The sequence below is a fragment of the Hydrogenophaga sp. UC242_50 genome (assembly GCF_042697355.1).
GTDB lineage: Bacteria > Pseudomonadota > Gammaproteobacteria > Burkholderiales > Burkholderiaceae_C > Hydrogenophaga.
Window position 1 is genome coordinate 3,462,206 of record NZ_CP170553.1, and the last position, 17,473, is coordinate 3,479,678.

The 17,473-nt window shown below is 68.0% G+C and carries 15 protein-coding genes; 1 reads left to right on the plus strand and 14 read right to left on the minus strand.

Annotated features, from left to right (window positions below; all coding sequences use genetic code 11):
* The 13 genes from ACFJGX_RS17760 to ACFJGX_RS17820 form a co-directional block, all read right to left on the minus strand.
* Entirely contained in the window at positions 1–1,170 is a 1,170-nt protein-coding gene (locus ACFJGX_RS17760) for an ABC transporter substrate-binding protein (protein ID WP_382324793.1), read from the minus strand.
* A gap of 27 nt (positions 1,171–1,197) precedes the next feature.
* Positions 1,198–3,042, minus strand: coding sequence for an AMP-dependent synthetase/ligase (locus ACFJGX_RS17765; RefSeq protein WP_382326685.1), 1,845 nt, complete (start codon positions 3,040–3,042; stop codon positions 1,198–1,200).
* Between the two features lie 3 nt (positions 3,043–3,045).
* Positions 3,046–3,819 (minus strand): ABC transporter ATP-binding protein, encoded by a 774-nt coding sequence (locus ACFJGX_RS17770; RefSeq protein WP_382158020.1) that lies wholly within the window; start codon positions 3,817–3,819, stop codon positions 3,046–3,048.
* The gene (locus ACFJGX_RS17775) at positions 3,816–4,631 is read right to left on the minus strand and encodes an ABC transporter ATP-binding protein (RefSeq protein ID WP_382324789.1); all 816 of its coding nucleotides are present in this window, start codon (positions 4,629–4,631) and stop codon (positions 3,816–3,818) included. Before ACFJGX_RS17775 ends, ACFJGX_RS17770 begins: the two co-directional genes overlap by 4 nt.
* Entirely contained in the window at positions 4,628–5,704 is a 1,077-nt protein-coding gene (locus ACFJGX_RS17780; protein WP_382324787.1) for a branched-chain amino acid ABC transporter permease, read from the minus strand. Before ACFJGX_RS17780 ends, ACFJGX_RS17775 begins: the two co-directional genes overlap by 4 nt.
* 10 nt (positions 5,705–5,714) lie before the next feature.
* Positions 5,715–6,590: a branched-chain amino acid ABC transporter permease gene (locus ACFJGX_RS17785; protein ID WP_382158026.1), complete on the minus strand. Its 876-nt coding sequence runs from the start codon at positions 6,588–6,590 to the stop codon at positions 5,715–5,717.
* A 595-nt stretch (positions 6,591–7,185) separates the two neighbouring features.
* On the minus strand, positions 7,186–8,352 hold the full coding sequence (locus ACFJGX_RS17790; RefSeq protein ID WP_382324785.1) for an ABC transporter substrate-binding protein: 1,167 nt from the start codon (positions 8,350–8,352) through the stop codon (positions 7,186–7,188).
* Between the two features lie 36 nt (positions 8,353–8,388).
* On the minus strand, positions 8,389–9,435 hold the full coding sequence (locus ACFJGX_RS17795) for a branched-chain amino acid ABC transporter permease (RefSeq protein ID WP_382326687.1): 1,047 nt from the start codon (positions 9,433–9,435) through the stop codon (positions 8,389–8,391).
* Entirely contained in the window at positions 9,435–10,241 is an 807-nt protein-coding gene (locus tag ACFJGX_RS17800) for a branched-chain amino acid ABC transporter permease (RefSeq protein ID WP_382326689.1), read from the minus strand. The genes ACFJGX_RS17795 and ACFJGX_RS17800 overlap by 1 nt, the downstream gene beginning before the upstream one ends.
* Before the next feature lie 63 nt (positions 10,242–10,304).
* A complete protein-coding gene (locus ACFJGX_RS17805) occupies positions 10,305–12,167 on the minus strand; it encodes an AMP-dependent synthetase/ligase (protein ID WP_382326691.1) in 1,863 nt (620 codons plus the stop codon).
* The gene (locus tag ACFJGX_RS17810; protein ID WP_382325598.1) at positions 12,160–12,939 is read right to left on the minus strand and encodes an ABC transporter ATP-binding protein; all 780 of its coding nucleotides are present in this window, start codon (positions 12,937–12,939) and stop codon (positions 12,160–12,162) included. The genes ACFJGX_RS17805 and ACFJGX_RS17810 overlap by 8 nt, the downstream gene beginning before the upstream one ends.
* The gene (locus ACFJGX_RS17815; RefSeq protein ID WP_382326693.1) at positions 12,936–13,787 is read right to left on the minus strand and encodes an ABC transporter ATP-binding protein; all 852 of its coding nucleotides are present in this window, start codon (positions 13,785–13,787) and stop codon (positions 12,936–12,938) included. The genes ACFJGX_RS17810 and ACFJGX_RS17815 overlap by 4 nt, the downstream gene beginning before the upstream one ends.
* A 131-nt stretch (positions 13,788–13,918) precedes the next feature.
* Complete coding sequence (locus tag ACFJGX_RS17820; RefSeq protein ID WP_382324777.1) at positions 13,919–15,175, minus strand: NAD(P)/FAD-dependent oxidoreductase; 1,257 nt, start codon at positions 15,173–15,175, stop codon at positions 13,919–13,921.
* Between the two features lie 116 nt (positions 15,176–15,291).
* Between ACFJGX_RS17820 and ACFJGX_RS17825 the strand changes: the two genes are divergently transcribed.
* Positions 15,292–15,891: a TetR/AcrR family transcriptional regulator gene (locus ACFJGX_RS17825; protein ID WP_382324775.1), complete on the plus strand. Its 600-nt coding sequence runs from the start codon at positions 15,292–15,294 to the stop codon at positions 15,889–15,891.
* A 14-nt stretch (positions 15,892–15,905) separates the two neighbouring features.
* On the opposite strand, the gene ACFJGX_RS17830 is transcribed toward ACFJGX_RS17825, so the two are convergent.
* Complete coding sequence (locus ACFJGX_RS17830) at positions 15,906–17,459, minus strand: long-chain fatty acid--CoA ligase (protein ID WP_382324773.1); 1,554 nt, start codon at positions 17,457–17,459, stop codon at positions 15,906–15,908.
* Positions 17,460–17,473: the final 14 nt, after the last annotated feature.

Sequence of the window (17,473 nt, forward strand, 5' to 3'; positions counted from 1 at the left end):
TCACTTCATCTGCGCGTAGTCGTACACCACCTTCCAGCGCCCGTCCTGGATCTGCGAGAGCCGCGAGGCGTCCGACGCCAGGTGCTTGGTGGGCGAGAACGACATCGGCGGGTTGCCGAACAGGTCGCCCGGGATGTTGCCCATGCCTTCCATCGCCTTGACGAAGGATTCGGTCGTGAGTGCCGGGCCGGCCTTCTGCGCCGCGCGGGCGAACAGGTCGATCATGGTGTAGCCATAGGTCGAGAAGGTGGTCGGCGCTTCGTTGAAACGCGTCTGGTACTTGTTGGCCCAGAAGCGCAGCGGCTGCGAGGCGTCGTCCAGGTAGGGGTGCTGCGCGGTGGTGGCGGCGTAGAAGCCGTCCATGCCCTTGCCACCCAGGCGCGGGATCAGGTCGGTGTAGGCGGAGGACGTGGCGACGAACACCGGGTTGAACTGCAGTTTGCGCGCCTCGGCGATGGTGCCCACCGATTCGCGGATCAGCGTGCCCATGACGATGAAGTCACAACCCGCGGCCTTCAGCCGCGCCACCTGCGAAGAAAAGTCGGTCGCGCCGCGCTTGAAGCTGGCTTTCTCTTCCAGCCTGGCGTTGACCTTCTGCAGGCCGGCCTCGGCCCCCTTGAGCACCTCGGCGCCGAAGTCGTCGTCCTGGTAGATGGCGCAGGCCTTCTTCGCCCCCTTCTCCCGGTACAGCTTGGGCACCACGACGGCCATCTGGTCGAAGTAGGAGGCGATCAGCGCGTACTTGTACTTGTGCAAGGGCTCGTACATGTCGCGCGAGAGCGAGAGCGGGAACAGGCTGAGCACGTGCTTGGAGAACATGATGGGCATGGCCGCGTTGGCGTGCGCGGTGCCGAAGGTGCTCACGATCGCGAACACCTTGTCCTGGTTGACCAGCTTCTGCGCGGCCAGCACGGTGCGCTTGGGGTCGTAGCCGGCGTCTTCCACCAGCAGGGTGATCTTGCGGCCGTGCACCCCGCCCTGCTCGTTGATCTCGGCCACGCGCAGCTGCATGCCGTTGCGGATGTCCTTGCCGTAGCCGGCGAGCGGCCCCGAGAGATCGGGGATGGTGGCGATGCGGATCTCGTCCTTGCTCACGCCCAGCGACTGGGCCGAGGCCGTGCCGCAGAGCGCCAGCAGCGCGGCGGCGGCCAGGAGGGAATACGTCTTCATGAAGCGGTCCTTTCAGGTGGGGTGGGGTCAGCGGTACATGGCCTCGATCTGCTCGGCGTACTTGGTCTGCACCAGCTTGCGCTTGAGCTTCATCGTGGGGGTGAGCTCCTCGTCCTCCGCGCCCAGGCGGGTTTCGAGCAGGAAGAACTTCTTGATCTGTTCGACGCGGGCGAACTTGGCGTTCACCTTGTCGATCTCGCCGCGGATCAGCGCCTGCACCTCGGGCGAGCGCGCCAGGCTGGCGTAGTTGCTGAAGGGCACGTCGTGGTCCTGCGCGAACTTCTCGACGTTCTCCTGTTCGATCATCACGATGGCCGTGAGGTAGGCGCGCCGGTCGCCGATGACGACGGCGTCGGTCACGTAGGGGGAGAACTTGAGCTCGTTCTCCCATTCGCTGGGCGTGATGTTCTTGCCGCCGGCGGTGATGATGATGTCCTTCATGCGGTCGGTGATGCGGAAGTAGCCGCCCTCGTCGGCCACGCCCACGTCGCCGGTGCGCAGCCAGCCGTCGGCGTCGATCGCCTCGGCGGTCTTCTCGGGCTGGTTCAGGTAGCCCATGAACACGTTGGCGCCGCGCACCAGCAGCTCGCCGGTCTGCGGGTCCACGCGCACCTCGTTGCAGGGCGCGGCGCGGCCGATGCTGCCCGGGCGCATGGCCTGCGCCGGCATGATGGTGGAAATGCCACCCGACTCGGTCTGGCCCCAGGCCTCCAGCATGGGCACGCCCAGCGCGAGGTACCAGCGGATCAGGTCGGGCGAGATCGGCGCCGCGCCGGTGATGAGGAAGCGGCAACGGTGAATGCCGATGAAGCGCCGCACGTGGTCCAGCGAGGCCAGGCCCGCGAGCCGGTACTTCAGCCGCAGCCAGGGCCCCACGGGCCGACCCGCCAGCACGGCGGCAGAGACCTCGTGGCCGACGCCGATGCCCCAGGCGTACAGGGCCTGCTGCACCCGGCCGGCCTCCTGCACCGAGATGGTCACGGCCGAATAGAACTTCTCCCACAGCCGGGGCACGCCGCCGAACACGGTGGGCGCGATCTCGCGCACGTTCTCGGGCACGGTGTCGGGGTTCTCCACGAAGTTCATGCGCGTGCCGCTGTAGAACGAGGCGTACAGCCCGATCACGCGCTCGGCCACATGGCACAGCGGCAGGAAGCACATGCGCTCGTCGTTCTCGTCCTGCGGCTGGATGCCGTCCAGCCCGCGCACGGTGCGCAGCAGGCTGGCGTGCGAATGCATCGCGCCCTTGGGCCGCCCGGTGGTGCCCGAGGTGTAGATCAGGATCGCGAGGTCGCCGGCCTGGCGCGCGCCGGCCCGCTGCGCCAGGGTGTCGGGCTGGGCCGCGCCGCGCCGCCGAAGTTCGTCCAGCGTGATCACACCCGGGTCGCTGAAATGCTCCAGCCCCTTGGGGTCGATGACCACGATCCAGGCCAGGCGCGGCAGGTGGGCGCGCGCCTCCAGCGCCTTGTCCAGCTGTTCCTCGTCCTCCACGAACAGCACGCTGGTGGCCGAGTCCTCGCACAGGTAGCGCACCTGGCCGGCCGCGTCGGTCGGGTAGATGCCGTTGGACACGCCGCCCGCGCTGAGCACGGCGAGGTCGCACCAGACCCATTCCACCCGCGTGTTGGAGAGGATGGACGCGGTGTCGCCCGGGCGCAGGCCCAGGTCCACCAGGCCCAGGGCGATCTCGCGCACGGTGTCGCCCACCTCGCGCCAGGTCCACTCGCGCCAGATGCCCAGCGTCTTCTGCCGCATGAGCACGCGATCGGCGCGGCGCGCCACGCCGGCCCAGAACATGGCGGGGATGGTCTCGCCGGGCAGCGGCTCGCGCTGGCGCGGCCGCAGGGATTCGAGGTTCCAGAGTTGTGCCATGGGTTACCGCCAGTTCTTCTTTTTCTTCCAGCGCCGCTCGCCGCGCGCACCGGTTTCCTTCATGCCGAGGTAGAACTCCTTGATGTCGTCCTTCTCGCGCAGGTTCTCGCAGCTGTCGTCCATCACGATGCGGCCGTTCTCCAGCACGAAGCCGTGGTCGGCCACGTTGAGGGCCATGTTGGCGTTCTGCTCCACCAGCAGGATGGTGGTGCCGCGCTCGCGGTTGATGCGCACCACGATCTCGAAGATGTCCTTGGTGAGCTTCGGGCTCAGGCCCAGGCTGGGTTCGTCGAGCAGGATGAGCTTGGGGCCGGCGAGGATGGCGCGCGCGATCGCCAGCATCTGCTGCTGGCCGCCGGAAAGCAGGCCGGCGTCCTGCGCGGCGCGGTCCTTGAGGATCGGGAAGTAGCCGAACACGGTCTCCATGTCGCGCGCGATGCCGTCGCGGTCGCTGCGGGTGTAGGCGCCCATCAGCAGGTTGTCGCGCACCGAGAGCAGCGGGAACACCTCGCGCCCCTCGGGCACGTGCACCAATCCCTTGCGCACCACGTGCGTGGGATCGGCGGCGGTGATGTCCTCGCCCTCGAAGCGGATGCTGCCCTTGCGCGGATCGAGGATGCCGCTGATGGTCTTGAGGATGGTGGTCTTGCCCGCGCCGTTGGAGCCCAGCACGGTGACGATGCGCCCGGCGTGCACGCTCAGGCTCACGCCGCGCACCGCCTTCACCGGGCCGTAGGCGCTTTCCACGTTGTTCAGGGTGAGCACGGGTTCGCTCATGCCGACACCTCCGCCGGCCGGCGCAGCGAGGCCACGTCGCCCACGCTGCCGAGGTAGGCCTCCACCACCGCCGGGTGCGACTGCACCTCGGCCGGCGCGCCCAGCGCGATCACCTCGCCCTGGTTCATCGCGAGCACCCGGTCGGACACGCGCGAGACCAGGCCCATGTCGTGCTCGACCATCAGCACGGTGATGCCCAGGTCGCGCACGATGTCCTGGATCCAGAACGCCATGTCGCCGGTTTCCTCGCTGTTCAGGCCCGACGAGGGTTCGTCCAGCAGCAGCAGCTTCGGCGACATGCACAGCGCGCGCGCCAGCTCGACCACCTTGCGCACGCCGTAGGGCAGGCCCGCCACCAGCGAGTCCCGGTGGTGCTGCAGGTCCAGCATCTCGATCACCTCCTCCACCTTGGCACGGGTCTCCCGCTCGGCCGCGCGCACGCCGGGGCCGAACAGCGCTTCGCGCCAGACAGAGGTGCGGCGGCGGATGTGGCGGCCGATCAGCAGGTTCTGCAACACGGTCGCGTGCTCGAACAGCTCGATGTTCTGGAAGGTGCGCGCGATGCCCAGCAGGGCCACCTCGTGCGGCGGCACCGCATTCAGCGCCTGGCCGTCGAAGGCCAGCGTGCCCGTGGTGGGGGTGTAGATGCGGCTGATCAGGTTGAACACCGTGGTCTTGCCGGCGCCGTTGGGGCCGATCAGCGTGAAGACCTCGCCGCGCTTCACATCGAAGCTCACGTTGTTCACCGCCAGCACGCCGCCGAAGCGCACGCTCAGATTGCGGGCCGACAGCAGGAACTCGTTGTCGCTCATTTCAGCCGCTCCGATTTCTGGAAGCTCTTCTGGCGCTTGAACATGCCGCGCCGGTAGAACGGGTACAGCTCCAGCCAGGTGCGGATCTTCAGCCAGCGGCCGTGGATGCCCATGGGCTCGAACATCACGAAGGCGATCAGCACCAGGCCGTAGACCACGGCCTGCAGGCCGGTGGCCTGACCGATGGCGGGCGGCAGCAGGTCCTTGAACAGCGCGATCACCTGCGGCGCGCCGATCAGGAAGATGGCGCCGAAGAAGGCCCCGTGCATCGAGCCCAGGCCGCCGATGACCACCATGAGCAGCAGGTCGATGGACTGCACGAGGTTGAACTGGTCGGGCGAGATGAAGGTCATCTTGTGCGCGTACAGCGCGCCGCCCAGGCCGGCGAGCGCGGCCGAGATGGCGAAGGAGAGCGACTTGTAGCGCGCCAGGTGGATGCCCATGCTCTGCGCCGAGACCTCGGAGTCGCGGATCGCCACGAAAGCGCGGCCGGTGGGCGCGCGCAGCAGGTTGAGAACGGCCAGCGTGCTGAGCACCATGCAGACCAGGCAGACGAAGTAGAAGGCGCGGTCCGAGTCGAAGGTCCAGCCGAACAGGGCCATGGGCTTGACGCTCTGGCCCGCGCTGCCGCCGGTGACCGACTCCCAGCGCGCCAGCACCTCTTCGACGATGAAGCCGAAGGACAGCGTGGCGATGCCGAGGTACATGCCTTTGACGCGCAGCGCCGGCAGGCCGACGATCACGCCCACCGCCGCCGACAGGCCCATGGCGCAGGCCAGCGAGACCGGGAAAGGCCAGCCGCGCGCGGCCAGCCAGGCCTCGGTGTAGGCGCCCACGCCCATGAAGGCGGCGTGGCCGATGGAGAACTGCCCGGTGAAGCCGGCCAGCAGCATGAGGCCGACGGCGACGATGGCGTAGATGAAGACGAAGGTGAGCTGCGCGAGCCAGTAGTCGGGCAGCAGCCAGGGCGCGGCCAGCAGGGCCACGAACAGCAGGCCGTACCAGAAGCGCTGGCCTTCGTGGCGAACCAGGTCGATGTCCTGGTTGTAGGAGGTCTTGAAGATGAAACGCATGGGGCCGGCCTCAGACTTTTTTTCTGGCGCGTTCGCCGAACAGGCCGGTGGGGCGCACGGCGAGCATGATCAGCACGACCACGTAGGGCATCACGTCCTTGAAGCCTTCGGGCAGGAAGAAGCCCGAGAGCGCTTCCACCACGCCGATGACGAGGCCGCCGACGATGGCGCCGGGCAGGCTGCTGAAGCCGCCGATGATGGCGGCGGGAAAGGCCTTGAGGCCGATGAAGCCCATGTTGACGTGCACGAAGGTGATGGGCGCGAGCAGGATGCCGGCGACGGTGGCGACGGCGGCGGCGAGGGCCCAGACGAGGCCGTTGAGTTTCTGCACCGGGATGCCCATGTAGTAGGCGGCGAGCTGGTTCTGCGAGGAGGCCTGCATGGCGATGCCGACGCGGGTGAAGCGGAACAGCAGCCAGAGGCCGGCGCAGAGGGCGGCGGTGGCGGCGATGATGAGGACTTGTTCGCCGGCGAGCACGAGGCCGCCGAGTTCGAGGGCTTCGCCTTTGTAGGGGGCGTCGAGGGTGTGGGTGTCGGTGCCGATGCCGGGGATCATGGTGACGCCGCCGCGCGCGACGTAGCCGACGCCGATGGTGAGCATGACGATGGAGAAGGCGGGTTGGCCGAGCACGGGGCGGATGACGGCGCGTTCGAGGCCCAGGCCGACGAGGGCCATCGCGCTCACTGCTGTTATGGCGGCGAGCCAGAAGGGCATGCCGAGGGGGCCCATGCACGCGAGGCAGATGAAGGCGCCGAGCATCATGAGTTCGCCTTGGGCGAAGTTGACGGTTTCGGTGGCTTTGTAGATGAGGACGAAGCCGAGGGCGATGAGGCCGTAGACGCAGCCTAGCGCGATGCCTGCGACGAGGATTTGAAGGATGAGCAACTGGGTCTCCGTCGGCGGCCCTGCTGTGCTTTTTTGTCTGCGCACGCGGGGCATCGTTGTGGGCCCGCTCTTGTGCTGTGCGGGAGTTGCATGGATCGTAGGAAACGCAGGGCTTCGGAATATCGTCCTATCCGACGAATCCGTTTTTTGGTGCTCGGTGGTTGCTGGGTTGGACCTCGCGCTGACGGCTGGCGTGGTCCGCGTTCTCCGGCGCTGCTCGCGGGCGTCTGCACGGGTCCGCCTTCACCTCTTCGTCAACACCACCCCCTCACTCACCCTCCGTGGCAACCGCGAATGGGCGCCTGCGCCCGCGAACCCCACCATCCGTCGAGAGGGAGGGAATGGCATGCCATTCAAGTGAAACTTGAATTCAACCACTTGAATTGCCCTGCGCCACCACCATGCCACTGGGTCGATGGTGCGGGTGGCCGGGCGCAGGCGCCCATTCGCGGTTGCCACAGAGTGGGCGAGCCCGCCCCGTGTTCACGCGGGGGTATGAGCGCGCCCGGGCAGTCGCCCGCGAGCAGCGCCGGAGAACGGTCACCCGCACCAGCGGCCCCGAGCAAACCCAGGTGAGCAACCCAGGCGAGAAAAATTACTCGACAGCCTTGTAGGTAGAAGCGGCCGGATCAGCCTTCAGCAGAAAGAGCTTGGGCGCCGCCAGGTGGTTGGTCGCAGTAAACCCGATGGGCGTCATCGCCCCGGTATCCAGGTTGTTCACCTTGGCCAACTCGGCATTCGTGCAATCCCAGGTCAGCGCCTTGCCACAACGCCCCATCGCATCGAACAAAGCCCGCGTGGCCGAATAGCCGGTGTAGGTGTAGCGATTCACGCGGCCCATCTCCTCCGGACTCAGGTGCTTGCTGATCTTGTCGGTGAACGCCTTGCCCTGCGGCGAACTCTCCAGGTACACATAGTCCACCGTGTACACATTTTCCGCCGCGGCCCCCATCAACTTCGCACTCGCCGGCACACGCGACACATACGTCACACCCACCGGAATCTTGTGGTTGATGCGCTCCAGCTCCTTCACCATCGTCACGTTCTCACCCAGCACACCACCGGCCAGCAGGATCTCGGCACCGGACTGCTTCACCTTCAGGATCTCCGACGAAAAATCGGTCTGGCCCTTCTTGTAGATCTGGGTCGACACCACCTGCAGCTTCTTCGCCTTGGTCGCGCGCTCGAAACCGTCGCGCACGTTCTCGCCGTAGTCGTCGTCCTGCGAGATCAGGGCCCACTTCTTGCCCGGGTACCGGTCGGCCATGCGGGCGGCCAGCTCTTCCACCGCGTTGGACATGTCGTAACCGACCGCGAACACGTTCTTGATCGTCGGCTTGTACAGGCCTTCGTAGGTGGTGATGGGCGCCATCGCCGGCAGGCCGGCCTGCTGGATCAGCGGCATCGCGGCCTGGGCCTGGGCCGTGCCGGAAACCGAGGTCAGCGCGAACACCTTGTCGCTGTTGATCAGCTTGCGCACACCCTGGATGGTGCGCGAGGGCACGTAACCGTCGTCTTCGGAGATCAGGCGCAGCTTGCGGCCGTGGATGCCGCCGGCGGCGTTGGCTTCGGCGATGGCCGCCTTCACGCCCAGGTTGTGCGCCACGCCCAGCAGCGCGGGTGGGCCGGTCAACGGCAGGATGTCGCCGAGCACGATCTCGGTGTCGGTCACGCCCTGCTGTTGGGCCTGCGCGGTGGCGCAGGCGCCAGCGGTGAGCAGCGCAAGCGCCGCGAGTTGGGTGAGGCTGTGCTTTTTCATCATGGTGTTGTCTCCGGTGGTTGGGGTGAGAGGGTCAGGTCAGTAACGCAAGGGCCAGAACACCCAGGTGTGGCGGATGTCGTGCCAGATGCCGCGCAGGCCGCGTGGGTCGAAGCGCAGAAAACCGATGATGGCCAGGCCGTAGAGCACGCTCTTGACCTCGTGCGCGCTGGTGGTCATCACGTCCTGCAGGCGCCCGCCGAGCAGTTGCACCAGCGAGCTGAAGACCTCGGGCAGCGTCACGATGAAGACCGTGCCCAGCACCGCGCCGAGCACCGAGCCCAGGCCGCCGACGATGATGATGGCCAGCGCCTCGATGGACAGCAGGAAGGGGAACGCTTCGACGCTGACGATGCTCAGGTACATGCCCATGATGGCGCCGGCCACGCCAGTGAGCGCGGCACTGATCAGGAAGGCCAGCAGCTTGTAGCGCACCAGGTTGATGCCCATGGTGCGCGCGGCGATGTCGTTGTCGCGCAGCGCCACCAGCGCCCGGCCCAGCACCGAGCGGCGCAGGTTGAGCGTGACCAGCACGGCCAGCGTGCACATGAAGAGGCAGAACCAGTAGAAGGCGCGGTCGCTGGAGAGGTCGAAGCCGAACATCGTCGGCCGCATCACCATGATGCCCCGCCCTGCCCCGGTGAACTTGCCGCCGGCCAGGATGCCGGTGGCCACGATGTGGCTGAAGGCCAGCGTGGTGATCGCCAGGTACAGGCCGTGCAGGCGCAGCGAGGGCAGACCCACCAGCAGGCCGAAGAAGGCCGGCACCACCGCCGCCGCCAGCAGCGCCAGCTCGGGTGGCAGGCCCAGGCGCGTGACGCCGATGGCGTACGAGTACGCCCCCAGCATCAGAAAGCCCACGTGGCCGAGCGAGATCAGACCCGCGAACCCGGTGAGCACCGTCAGGCCCAGCACCCCGATCAGGGTGAACAGGATGATGGTCACGTGCGAGAGCGCGAAGTTGCCGAGCAGGAAGGGCGCCGCGATCAGCGCCACCATCAGGACCGCGACCCACGCCTTCACCACGGGCGAGTCCGTCAGGACGACCAGCCCGCTGTAGTGCTCCTTGAAGTATCCGCTGCGCATCAGACTCTCTCGATTCGTTTTTCGCCAAACAGCCCGAAGGGCCGCACCATGAGCACCACGAGGATCAGCATGAAGCCCGCGATCTCCTTGAGGGAACTCGACAGGTAGCCACCCGTCATGTTCTCGAGCACGCCGATGATCAGACCGCTCACGCCCGAGCCCAGCACCGAGTCGAAGCCGCCCAGCACCGTGGCCGGGAAGGCCTTGAGGCCGAGTTCGTAGATCGTGGGCGTGAGGCCGTAGATCACCGCGAACAGCGCGCCGGCCAGGCCCGCCAGCGCCGATGCCGAAGCCCAGGCCACGGCCTGCACGCGCGCGGTGGACACGCCCATGAGGCGCGCCGTCTTCTCGTCGGCGGCCACGGCGCGCATCGCCACGCCGAAGCGGCTGTGGCCCAGGAAGTACCAGAAGCCCGCCACCGCCAGCACCAGGGCACCGAGCACGCCGAGCTGGCTCACGCGCAGGCCGATGCCGCCCAGGCTCACGAGGTCGTCCGCGCCCGCCACCTCGAACTTGTGCGGCGAGGCGCCCCAGACGATGGTGACGATGGAGCGCAGCACCACCGCCAGACCGACCGTGACCAGCACCACCGAGAGCACCGGCTCGCCCAGCATGGGCCGCATGATCAGGCGCTCGCACAGCAGGCCCAGCACCGCGCCGACCACGATGGCCAGCGCCACCGTGGCCAGGCTGCCGGTGCCCAGCATGGTCGCGAGCGACCAGGTGGTGTAGGCGCTGAGCATGCCCATCTCGCCCTGGGCGAAGTTGACGATGCCGGTGGCCTTGTAGATCACGGCGAAGCCCATGGCGCACCAGGCCGTAGATCGCGCCGACCGCGAGGCCGGAGACCAGCAGTTCAATGAAGTAGTTCATGGCGCGCTCCCATAGATGATCTCGAGCTCGCGAGCGAACTTCTTGTTGATGAGGCCCCGGCGCACCTTCTGCGTCGCGGTGAGTTCGCCGTCGTCGTGGTCGAGCTCCTTTTCGAGCAGCACGAACCTGCGCACGTTCTCCACGCGGGCGAAGCGCGAGTTGACCTCGTCGATCACGCCCTGCACCAGCTCGATGACCTCGGGCAGCAGGGTGAGCGACTTGTAGGTCGTGTACTGCAGGTCGCGCTCGGCGGCCCAGCGGCCCACGGTGTCGAAGTCGATCTGCAGCAGGCCGCCGAGGAACTTCTTGCCCTCCCCCACCACGATGGCTTCGCGCACGTAAGGGCTGTCCTTGATCGCGTTCTCGATCTCCGAGGGCGCGATGTTCTTGCCGCCGCTGGTGATGATGATGGCCTTCTTGCGGTCCACCACCGCGATCTCGCCCTCGCCGTGTTGCTCCACGATGTCGCCGGTGGCGATCCAGCCGTCGGCCGAGAGGATGTCGGCCGTGCCCTTGTCGTCGAACAGGTAGCCCTTGAACACGCCGGGCGAGCGCACGAAGACTTCCTTGTCGTCACCCAGCCGCCACTCCACGCCTTCCATGGCCGGGCCGCAGCTGCCCCGGATGAAGGGCCGCCCCGGCACTTGCACGAAGGCCAGGCCGCCGGCCTCGGTGAGGCCGTAGCCCTGCCCCACTGGCAGGCCGATGATGTCGAAGAACTTCAGCGTCTCGGGCGAGACCGAGGCACCGCCGCACATGCGGGTGTGCGTGCGGTTCAGGCCCATGTGGCGCTGCATGTTGCGGAACAGCAGCAGGTACCAGAAGCCGAACTCGAGCCGGTCGCCCAGGCCCTGGAGGTGGCCGTGTTCGGCCCGGCGGTCCGACAGCGCGCGCCCGCGCTTCATGCCCACCCGGTAGAGCCAGCGCTGCGCGCGCCCGCTGTCCTTCATGCGGAACTCGAAGCCCTGCTGCAGCTTTTCCCAGATGCGCGGCACGCCCAGGAAAAAGGTCGGGCCGATCTCGCGGATGTTGGTCGCGACGGTGTCGACCGACTCCGCGAAGTTGATGCAGCCGCCCGAGATCAGGTGCTGCACCGTGGAGTAGGTGCGCTCGGCCACGTGGCACAGCGGCAGGTAGCAGACCGACTCGAAGGGCTTGTCCGCCATCTGGCGCGCCACCATGTAGGCGTAGGCGCCGTAGACGAAGTTGCGGTGCGTGAGCATCGCGCCCTTGGGCGGGCCGGTGGTGCCGGAGGTGTAGACCAGGATGTTGACGTCGTCGGGCACCAGGGCGTCGATCTGCCCGTCCAGCCGCTGCTCGGCCAGCGGGTCTTCGGCCACCAGCTGATCGCCGAGTTCGAGCAGGTGCGTGAACGCGTGCGGGCGGCCGGGCTCGTAGCGGCGCAGGCCCTTCATGTCGACGCAGAAGATGTGCCGCAGGTGCGGCAGGCCGGGGCCTTCGCGCATCGCGTCGAGCACCTTGTCGGTCTGCTCCTGGTCGCCCGTCACGGCCAGTTTCGCCTGGCAGTGGCCGGCGATGTACTGCACCTCGGCCCAGGGGTTGGTGGGGTAGATGCCGACCACCTGCACGCCGATCATCTGCGCGCCCAGGTCGGCGTAGAACCACTCGGGCACGTCCTCGGCCGCGATGATGATGCGGTCGCCGCGTTGCAAGCCGAGCTTGGTGAGGCCGTGCGCGACGCGGCGCGCGGCCTGGTAGTACTCGAGCCAGGTGCGGCCCTGCCAGATGCCGTGGATCTTCTCGCGCAGCGCCACCTGGGCGCCGCGCTCCTGCGCGCGCTGGCGCAGCAGGCCGGGCAGCGTGGTCTCGCCGCGAATGAGCTGGTTGTGGTCAAGCATGTGCCGCCTCCCCGCCCAGGTAGGCCTGCAGCACCGCCGGGTTGGCGGCCACCTCGGCCGGTGTGCCTTCGGCGATCAGCATGCCGAAGTCCAGCACGTAGACGCGGTCCGACAGGTCCATCACCACCTGCATGTCGTGTTCGATCATCAGCACCGCCACCCCGAATTCGTCCCGGATGTCGAGCGTGAAACGCGCGATGTCCTCTTTCTCCTCGCGGTTCATGCCCGCGACGATCTCGTCGAGCAGCAGCAGGCTGGGCTCGCAGGCCAGCGCCCGCCCGAGCTCCACGCGCTTCTGCTGGCCGTAGGCCAGTTGCGAGACCGGCTTGTCGCGCAATTCCTCGATCTCCAGGAACTCGATGATTTCCTCGACCTTGCGCCGCGCCGCGATTTCCTCGCGGCGGGGCCGGCCCCAGAACATCAGCGACTCCAGCACCGTGTAGTTGAAGTGCACATGGCGGCCGGTGAGCAGGTTCTCCACCACCGTGCCGTGCTTGAACAGCGCCAGGTTCTGGAAGGTGCGGCCGATGCCGGCGCGCGCGTAGTCGGACGAGCGCAGGCGCGCCGTGTCCTGGCCCTGGAAGAACACCTGGCCGGCGCTGAGGTCGAGCACGCCGCTGATCAGGTTGAAGGTGGTGGTCTTGCCCGCGCCGTTGGGGCCGATCAGGCTGACGATCTCGCCCGGCATCACGCGCAGGCTCACGTTGTTGACCGCGGTGACGCCGCCGAATTTTTTCGTCGCGCCGCGCACGTCGAGAATGGGATCGCTCATGACAGCCACCTCTTGCGGCGCTTGTAGTGTTTGACATCGCGCATGCTGGTGCGGCCCTGGGCCGCGCTCAGGCCGAGGTAGAACTCGCGCACGTCGGCGTTGCGGCGCAGGGCCTCGCTGGTGCCGTCGAGCACCACGCGGCCGTTTTCCATGATGTAGGCGTAGTCGGCGATCGCCAGCGCGCGCGTGGCGTTCTGCTCCACCAGCAGGATGGTCAGGCCGTTCTGGTCGCGCAGGGTTTCGATGGCCGAGAAGATCTCGGAGACGATCAGCGGCGCCAGGCCCAGCGAGGGTTCGTCGAGCGCGAGCACCTTGGGCCGGCTCATGAGCGCGCGCCCGATGGCCACCATCTGCTGCTCGCCACCCGAGAGGTAGCCCGCGATCACACCGCGTTTTTCCAGCAGGCGCGGGAACAGGCGGAACACGTTCTCGCGCTCCTCGTCCAGCACCTGGCGGCTCTGCAGGTGCGCGCCGACCAGCAGGTTTTCTTCCACCGTGAGCGTGGCGAACAGGCGCCGGCCTTCGGGCACCTGCACAAGGCCCCGGCGCACGATCTCGGGCGCGGCGGCTTTTTCGATGTGCTGGCCGAAGAGCTGGATCGAGCCCTTCTCGATCTCGCCGTCCTCGGCATCGAGCACGGCCGAGATGGCCTTGAGCACGGTCGACTTGCCCGCGCCGTTGGAACCGAGCAGCGCCACGATCTGGCCGGCCTGCACTTCCAGCGAGACGTCGCGCACCGCCTCGATGGCGCCGCCATAGACGATCTGGATGTTGTGAACCGCCAGCACGGAGGCCTGGGCGGGCGCCGTCCCCGGGGGCGGGGCGGCGGCGGTGGATGGAAGCGACATGGGGCTGTGTGTGTCTCGAGGTCGTTGCGGTATCGGCGAAGGCGGTCGGGATTTGATAATTAGTCCGTCGCGTCGGTCTTTGATTGGGGCGATTATGGGGTGGTGACCTGTCGCGCGCCCTAGGACAAACCCTAGGCCGGCGCGGCGGTCGCCAGCAGCTCTTTCAGGGGGATGCCGGTGTCGGCCAGGGCCAGGGGATCGGCCAGCACGCCGGCCGCCACGGCCTTCTTGGCGAGCATGAAATCGGCCGGCCGGTTGACGGCGTCGACCGCGATCAGGCGGCCCTCGCGCAGGTAGAAAGCGCAGAAGCTGTGGTCCACGAAGGAGCCGCGCACCACGCACTGGTCGTGCCCGTCGGCCAGGCCGGTCATCTGCAGTTTCAGGTCGTACTGGTCGGACCAGAACCACGGCACCGCGTGGTTGGGCCGGGGCTTGCCGCACAGCCAGCCGGCAGCCGAGCGCGCCTGCTCCAGCGCGTTGGGCACCGACTCCAGGCGCACGCGCCGGCCGTAGAGCGCGCTGTCGTGCACCGTGCAGTCGCCGGCCGCGACGATGTGAGGATCGGAGGTGACCGAGTGCGCGTCCACCACGATGCCTCCCTCCACGCGCAGGCCCGCCGCTTCGGCCAATGCCGTGTCGGCCAACATGCCGATGCCCACGATCACCACGTCGGCCGGCAGGCGTTCGTCGTCGCCGCAGAGCACGGCGCTCACCGCGCCGGTGGCATCGCGCTCGATCGCGCGCACCGAGGCATTGGTGCGCAGGTCCACGCCGGCCTCGCGGTGCACCGATTCGTAGAAGCTGGAGAGCGTGGCGCCGGTCACCCGCGCGAGCACGCGCGGCTGCGATTCGAGCACCGTCACGCCCGCGCCGAGCTTGCGCGCCGAGGCCGCGACCTCCAGGCCCACATAACCCGCGCCGACGATGACCACGCGCGCGCCTTCGCGCACCGCCCCGGCGATCGCCAGCGCATCGGCCTGCGTGCGCAGGCTGAACAGGTTGGGCGGCGGCGCGCCCTCCAGGCCCGGCACCTCGAGCGCGCGCGCCCGGCCGCCGGTGCACAGCGCGAGCCTGCTGTAGGCCAGCGCGCTGCCGTCGGCCAGAAGCACCTCGTGCGCGGCGCGGTGAATGGCGCGCACCTTCGTGCCCAGCCGCAGCGTGATGGCCGCCGTGTCGAAGGCCGTGGCCTGGCGCAGCGCGAGCGAGGCCGCGTCGGCCGTGCCGCAGAGAAAGGCCTTGGAGAGCGGCGGCCGGTGGTACGGCAGGTGCGGCTCTTCGCCCAGCAGCACGATGGGGCCGGCCCAGCCCTGCTGGCGCGCGGCGAAGGCCAGTTCCACACCGGCGTGGCCCGCGCCGATGACGATCAATGTCTCTTCTGTGTGATCCATGCTTTCCCTATGGTGTGTCTGGGGCATTGGGCTTATAGTCCGTCTCGTCGGTCTAAATATAAAAGGGAACAGAGGAACATGCAACAGGTCACCACCCGGCCCAGGGGGCATTCCAGATGACGCGCGTGCGGGCCAACGACTACGAGCTGAAGAAGCAGGTCATCCTCGACAGCGCGGTCGCGCTGATCGCGCAGAAAGGCTTCGACCACGCGACCATGAGCGACGTGGCCGCCGCGTGCGGCGCCTCGAAATCGCACCTGTACCACTACTTCGCGAGCAAGGAAGACCTGCTCTACGCGATCGTGAAGGAGCACATCACCGGACAGGTGGCCGAGCTCTCGGCCATCGCGCGCGAGCCGCGCCCGGCGGCGGAGCGCTTCCAGCGCTTCGTGGCCTCGTTCGTGCAGGAAGGGGCGAAGTCGCGCCACCACCACCTGGTGCTGATGAACGACATCAAGTTCCTGCCGCCGGTGCAGCGCGAGGACGTGCGCAAGCTGGAGCAGGAACTGATGCAGCTGATGGTTGGCCTGCTGCGCGAGATCAACCCCGCCCGCATGGCGCGCGCCGAGGTGAACTCGCCCTACGCCCTGCTGCTGTTCGGCATGGTGATCTGGACCTTCACCTGGTACGAGCGCGACGGCCCGATCACGCCCGCCGAGCTGGCCGAGCGCATCTCGGCCCTGTTCCTCGACGGCTTTCGCTGCGGCGGCGGCTGAAGCCGCCCGCTCACTCAGTTCACCGACTTGCTCTTGCCGCGCCAGAACGGCTCGCGCAGCACGTTCTTCATGATCTTGCCCGCGCCCGAGAGCGGCAGCGCGTCGCTGAAGTCCACCGAGCGCGGCACCTTGTAGCCCGCGATCAGCGTGCGGCAGTGGTCGATGATCTCCTTCGCGCTGGCGCTCTGCCCGTCCTTGAGCACCACCACCGCGTGCACCGACTCGCCCCACTCCGCGTTGGGGATGCCGATCACGGCGCAGTCGCGCACCGCCGGGTGCGCGTGCACCGCGTTCTCGACCTCGCGCGAGTAGATGTTCTCGCCGCCGCTGATGATCATGTCCTTCACACGGTCGACGATGTAGACGAAACCATCCTCGTCCATGTAGGCCGCGTCACCGGTGTGCAGCCAGCCTTGGCGCAGCGCGGCGGCGGTGGCCTCGGGCTTGCGCCAGTAGCCGATCATCACCTGCGCGCCGCGCACCGCGATTTCGCCGTGGGTGCCGCGCGGGACTTCCTGGCCGTCCTCGTCCACAATGCGCACGTCCACCCCGTAGGCGGCGCGGCCGGCGGCCAGGCGCTTGCTGGGCATGCCGGGCTGGTCGAAGTGGTAGCGCCAGGGCAGGCTCACGGTGAGCGCGGCCGACTCGGTCATGCCATAGCCCTGGATGAACTCCCACGTGGGCAGCTTCTCCATGGCGGCGGCCAGCACCGGCACCGGCATGGGCGAGGCGCCGTACTCGCAGTAGCGCACGCTGGTGAGGTCGTAGCGGGCGAAGTCCGGGTGGTTGATCATCATGTTCACCATGGTCGGCACGAACAGGCAGTAGTTCACCTGGTGCGTCTGGATGGCCTCGAAGGCCAGCACGGCGTCGAACTTGGGCAGGCACACGTGGGTGCCGCCGGCCAGCGTGAGCGCGATGGCCGGCGAGCAGCCCGCCAGGTGGAACAGGCCAGCCGAGTGCATGTAGACCGTGTCCTCGCTGAAGTGCAGCGTGGCGATCCAGTTCACCGAGGCCGAGATGAAGTTCTTGTGCGAGAGCATCACGCCCTTGGGGTGGCCGGTGGTGCCGCCGGTGTAGTAGATGCCGCAGAGCTCGTCGCCCTGGCCGCACTCGTCGGCCATGGGCGGCGTGGCCGCGATCAGGGCTTCGTAGCCCTGCATGCCCTCGGGCGTGGCGCCCTCCCCCGCGTGGATCACGTGCGCCATCGCGTGGCCCGCGAGCAGCTGCGGCACCTGGGCCACGAAGGCGTCGTCCACGATCAAGGCCTGGCACTGCGCGTCGCCCAGGGTGTAGATGTTCTCGGGCACGGCCCAGCGCGTGTTCAGCGGCACCAGCACCACGTTGGCCCAGGCGGCGGCGAAGAAGATCTCGATGTAGTTGTCGCTGTTGAGCGCGAGGATGCCGAGCCGGTCGCCGGGCCGCAGGCCCAGGGCGCGCAAGGCGGCGGCGGCGCGCGGCACGCGCTCGCCGACCTGGGCCCAGCTGCGTTGTCGGCCCGCGAAAATCGTGGCGGTGTGGTGGCGCCGGGTCTGCACGGCGCGTGCCAGGGCCTGGGTCATCTGCATGGTGGATACGTCTC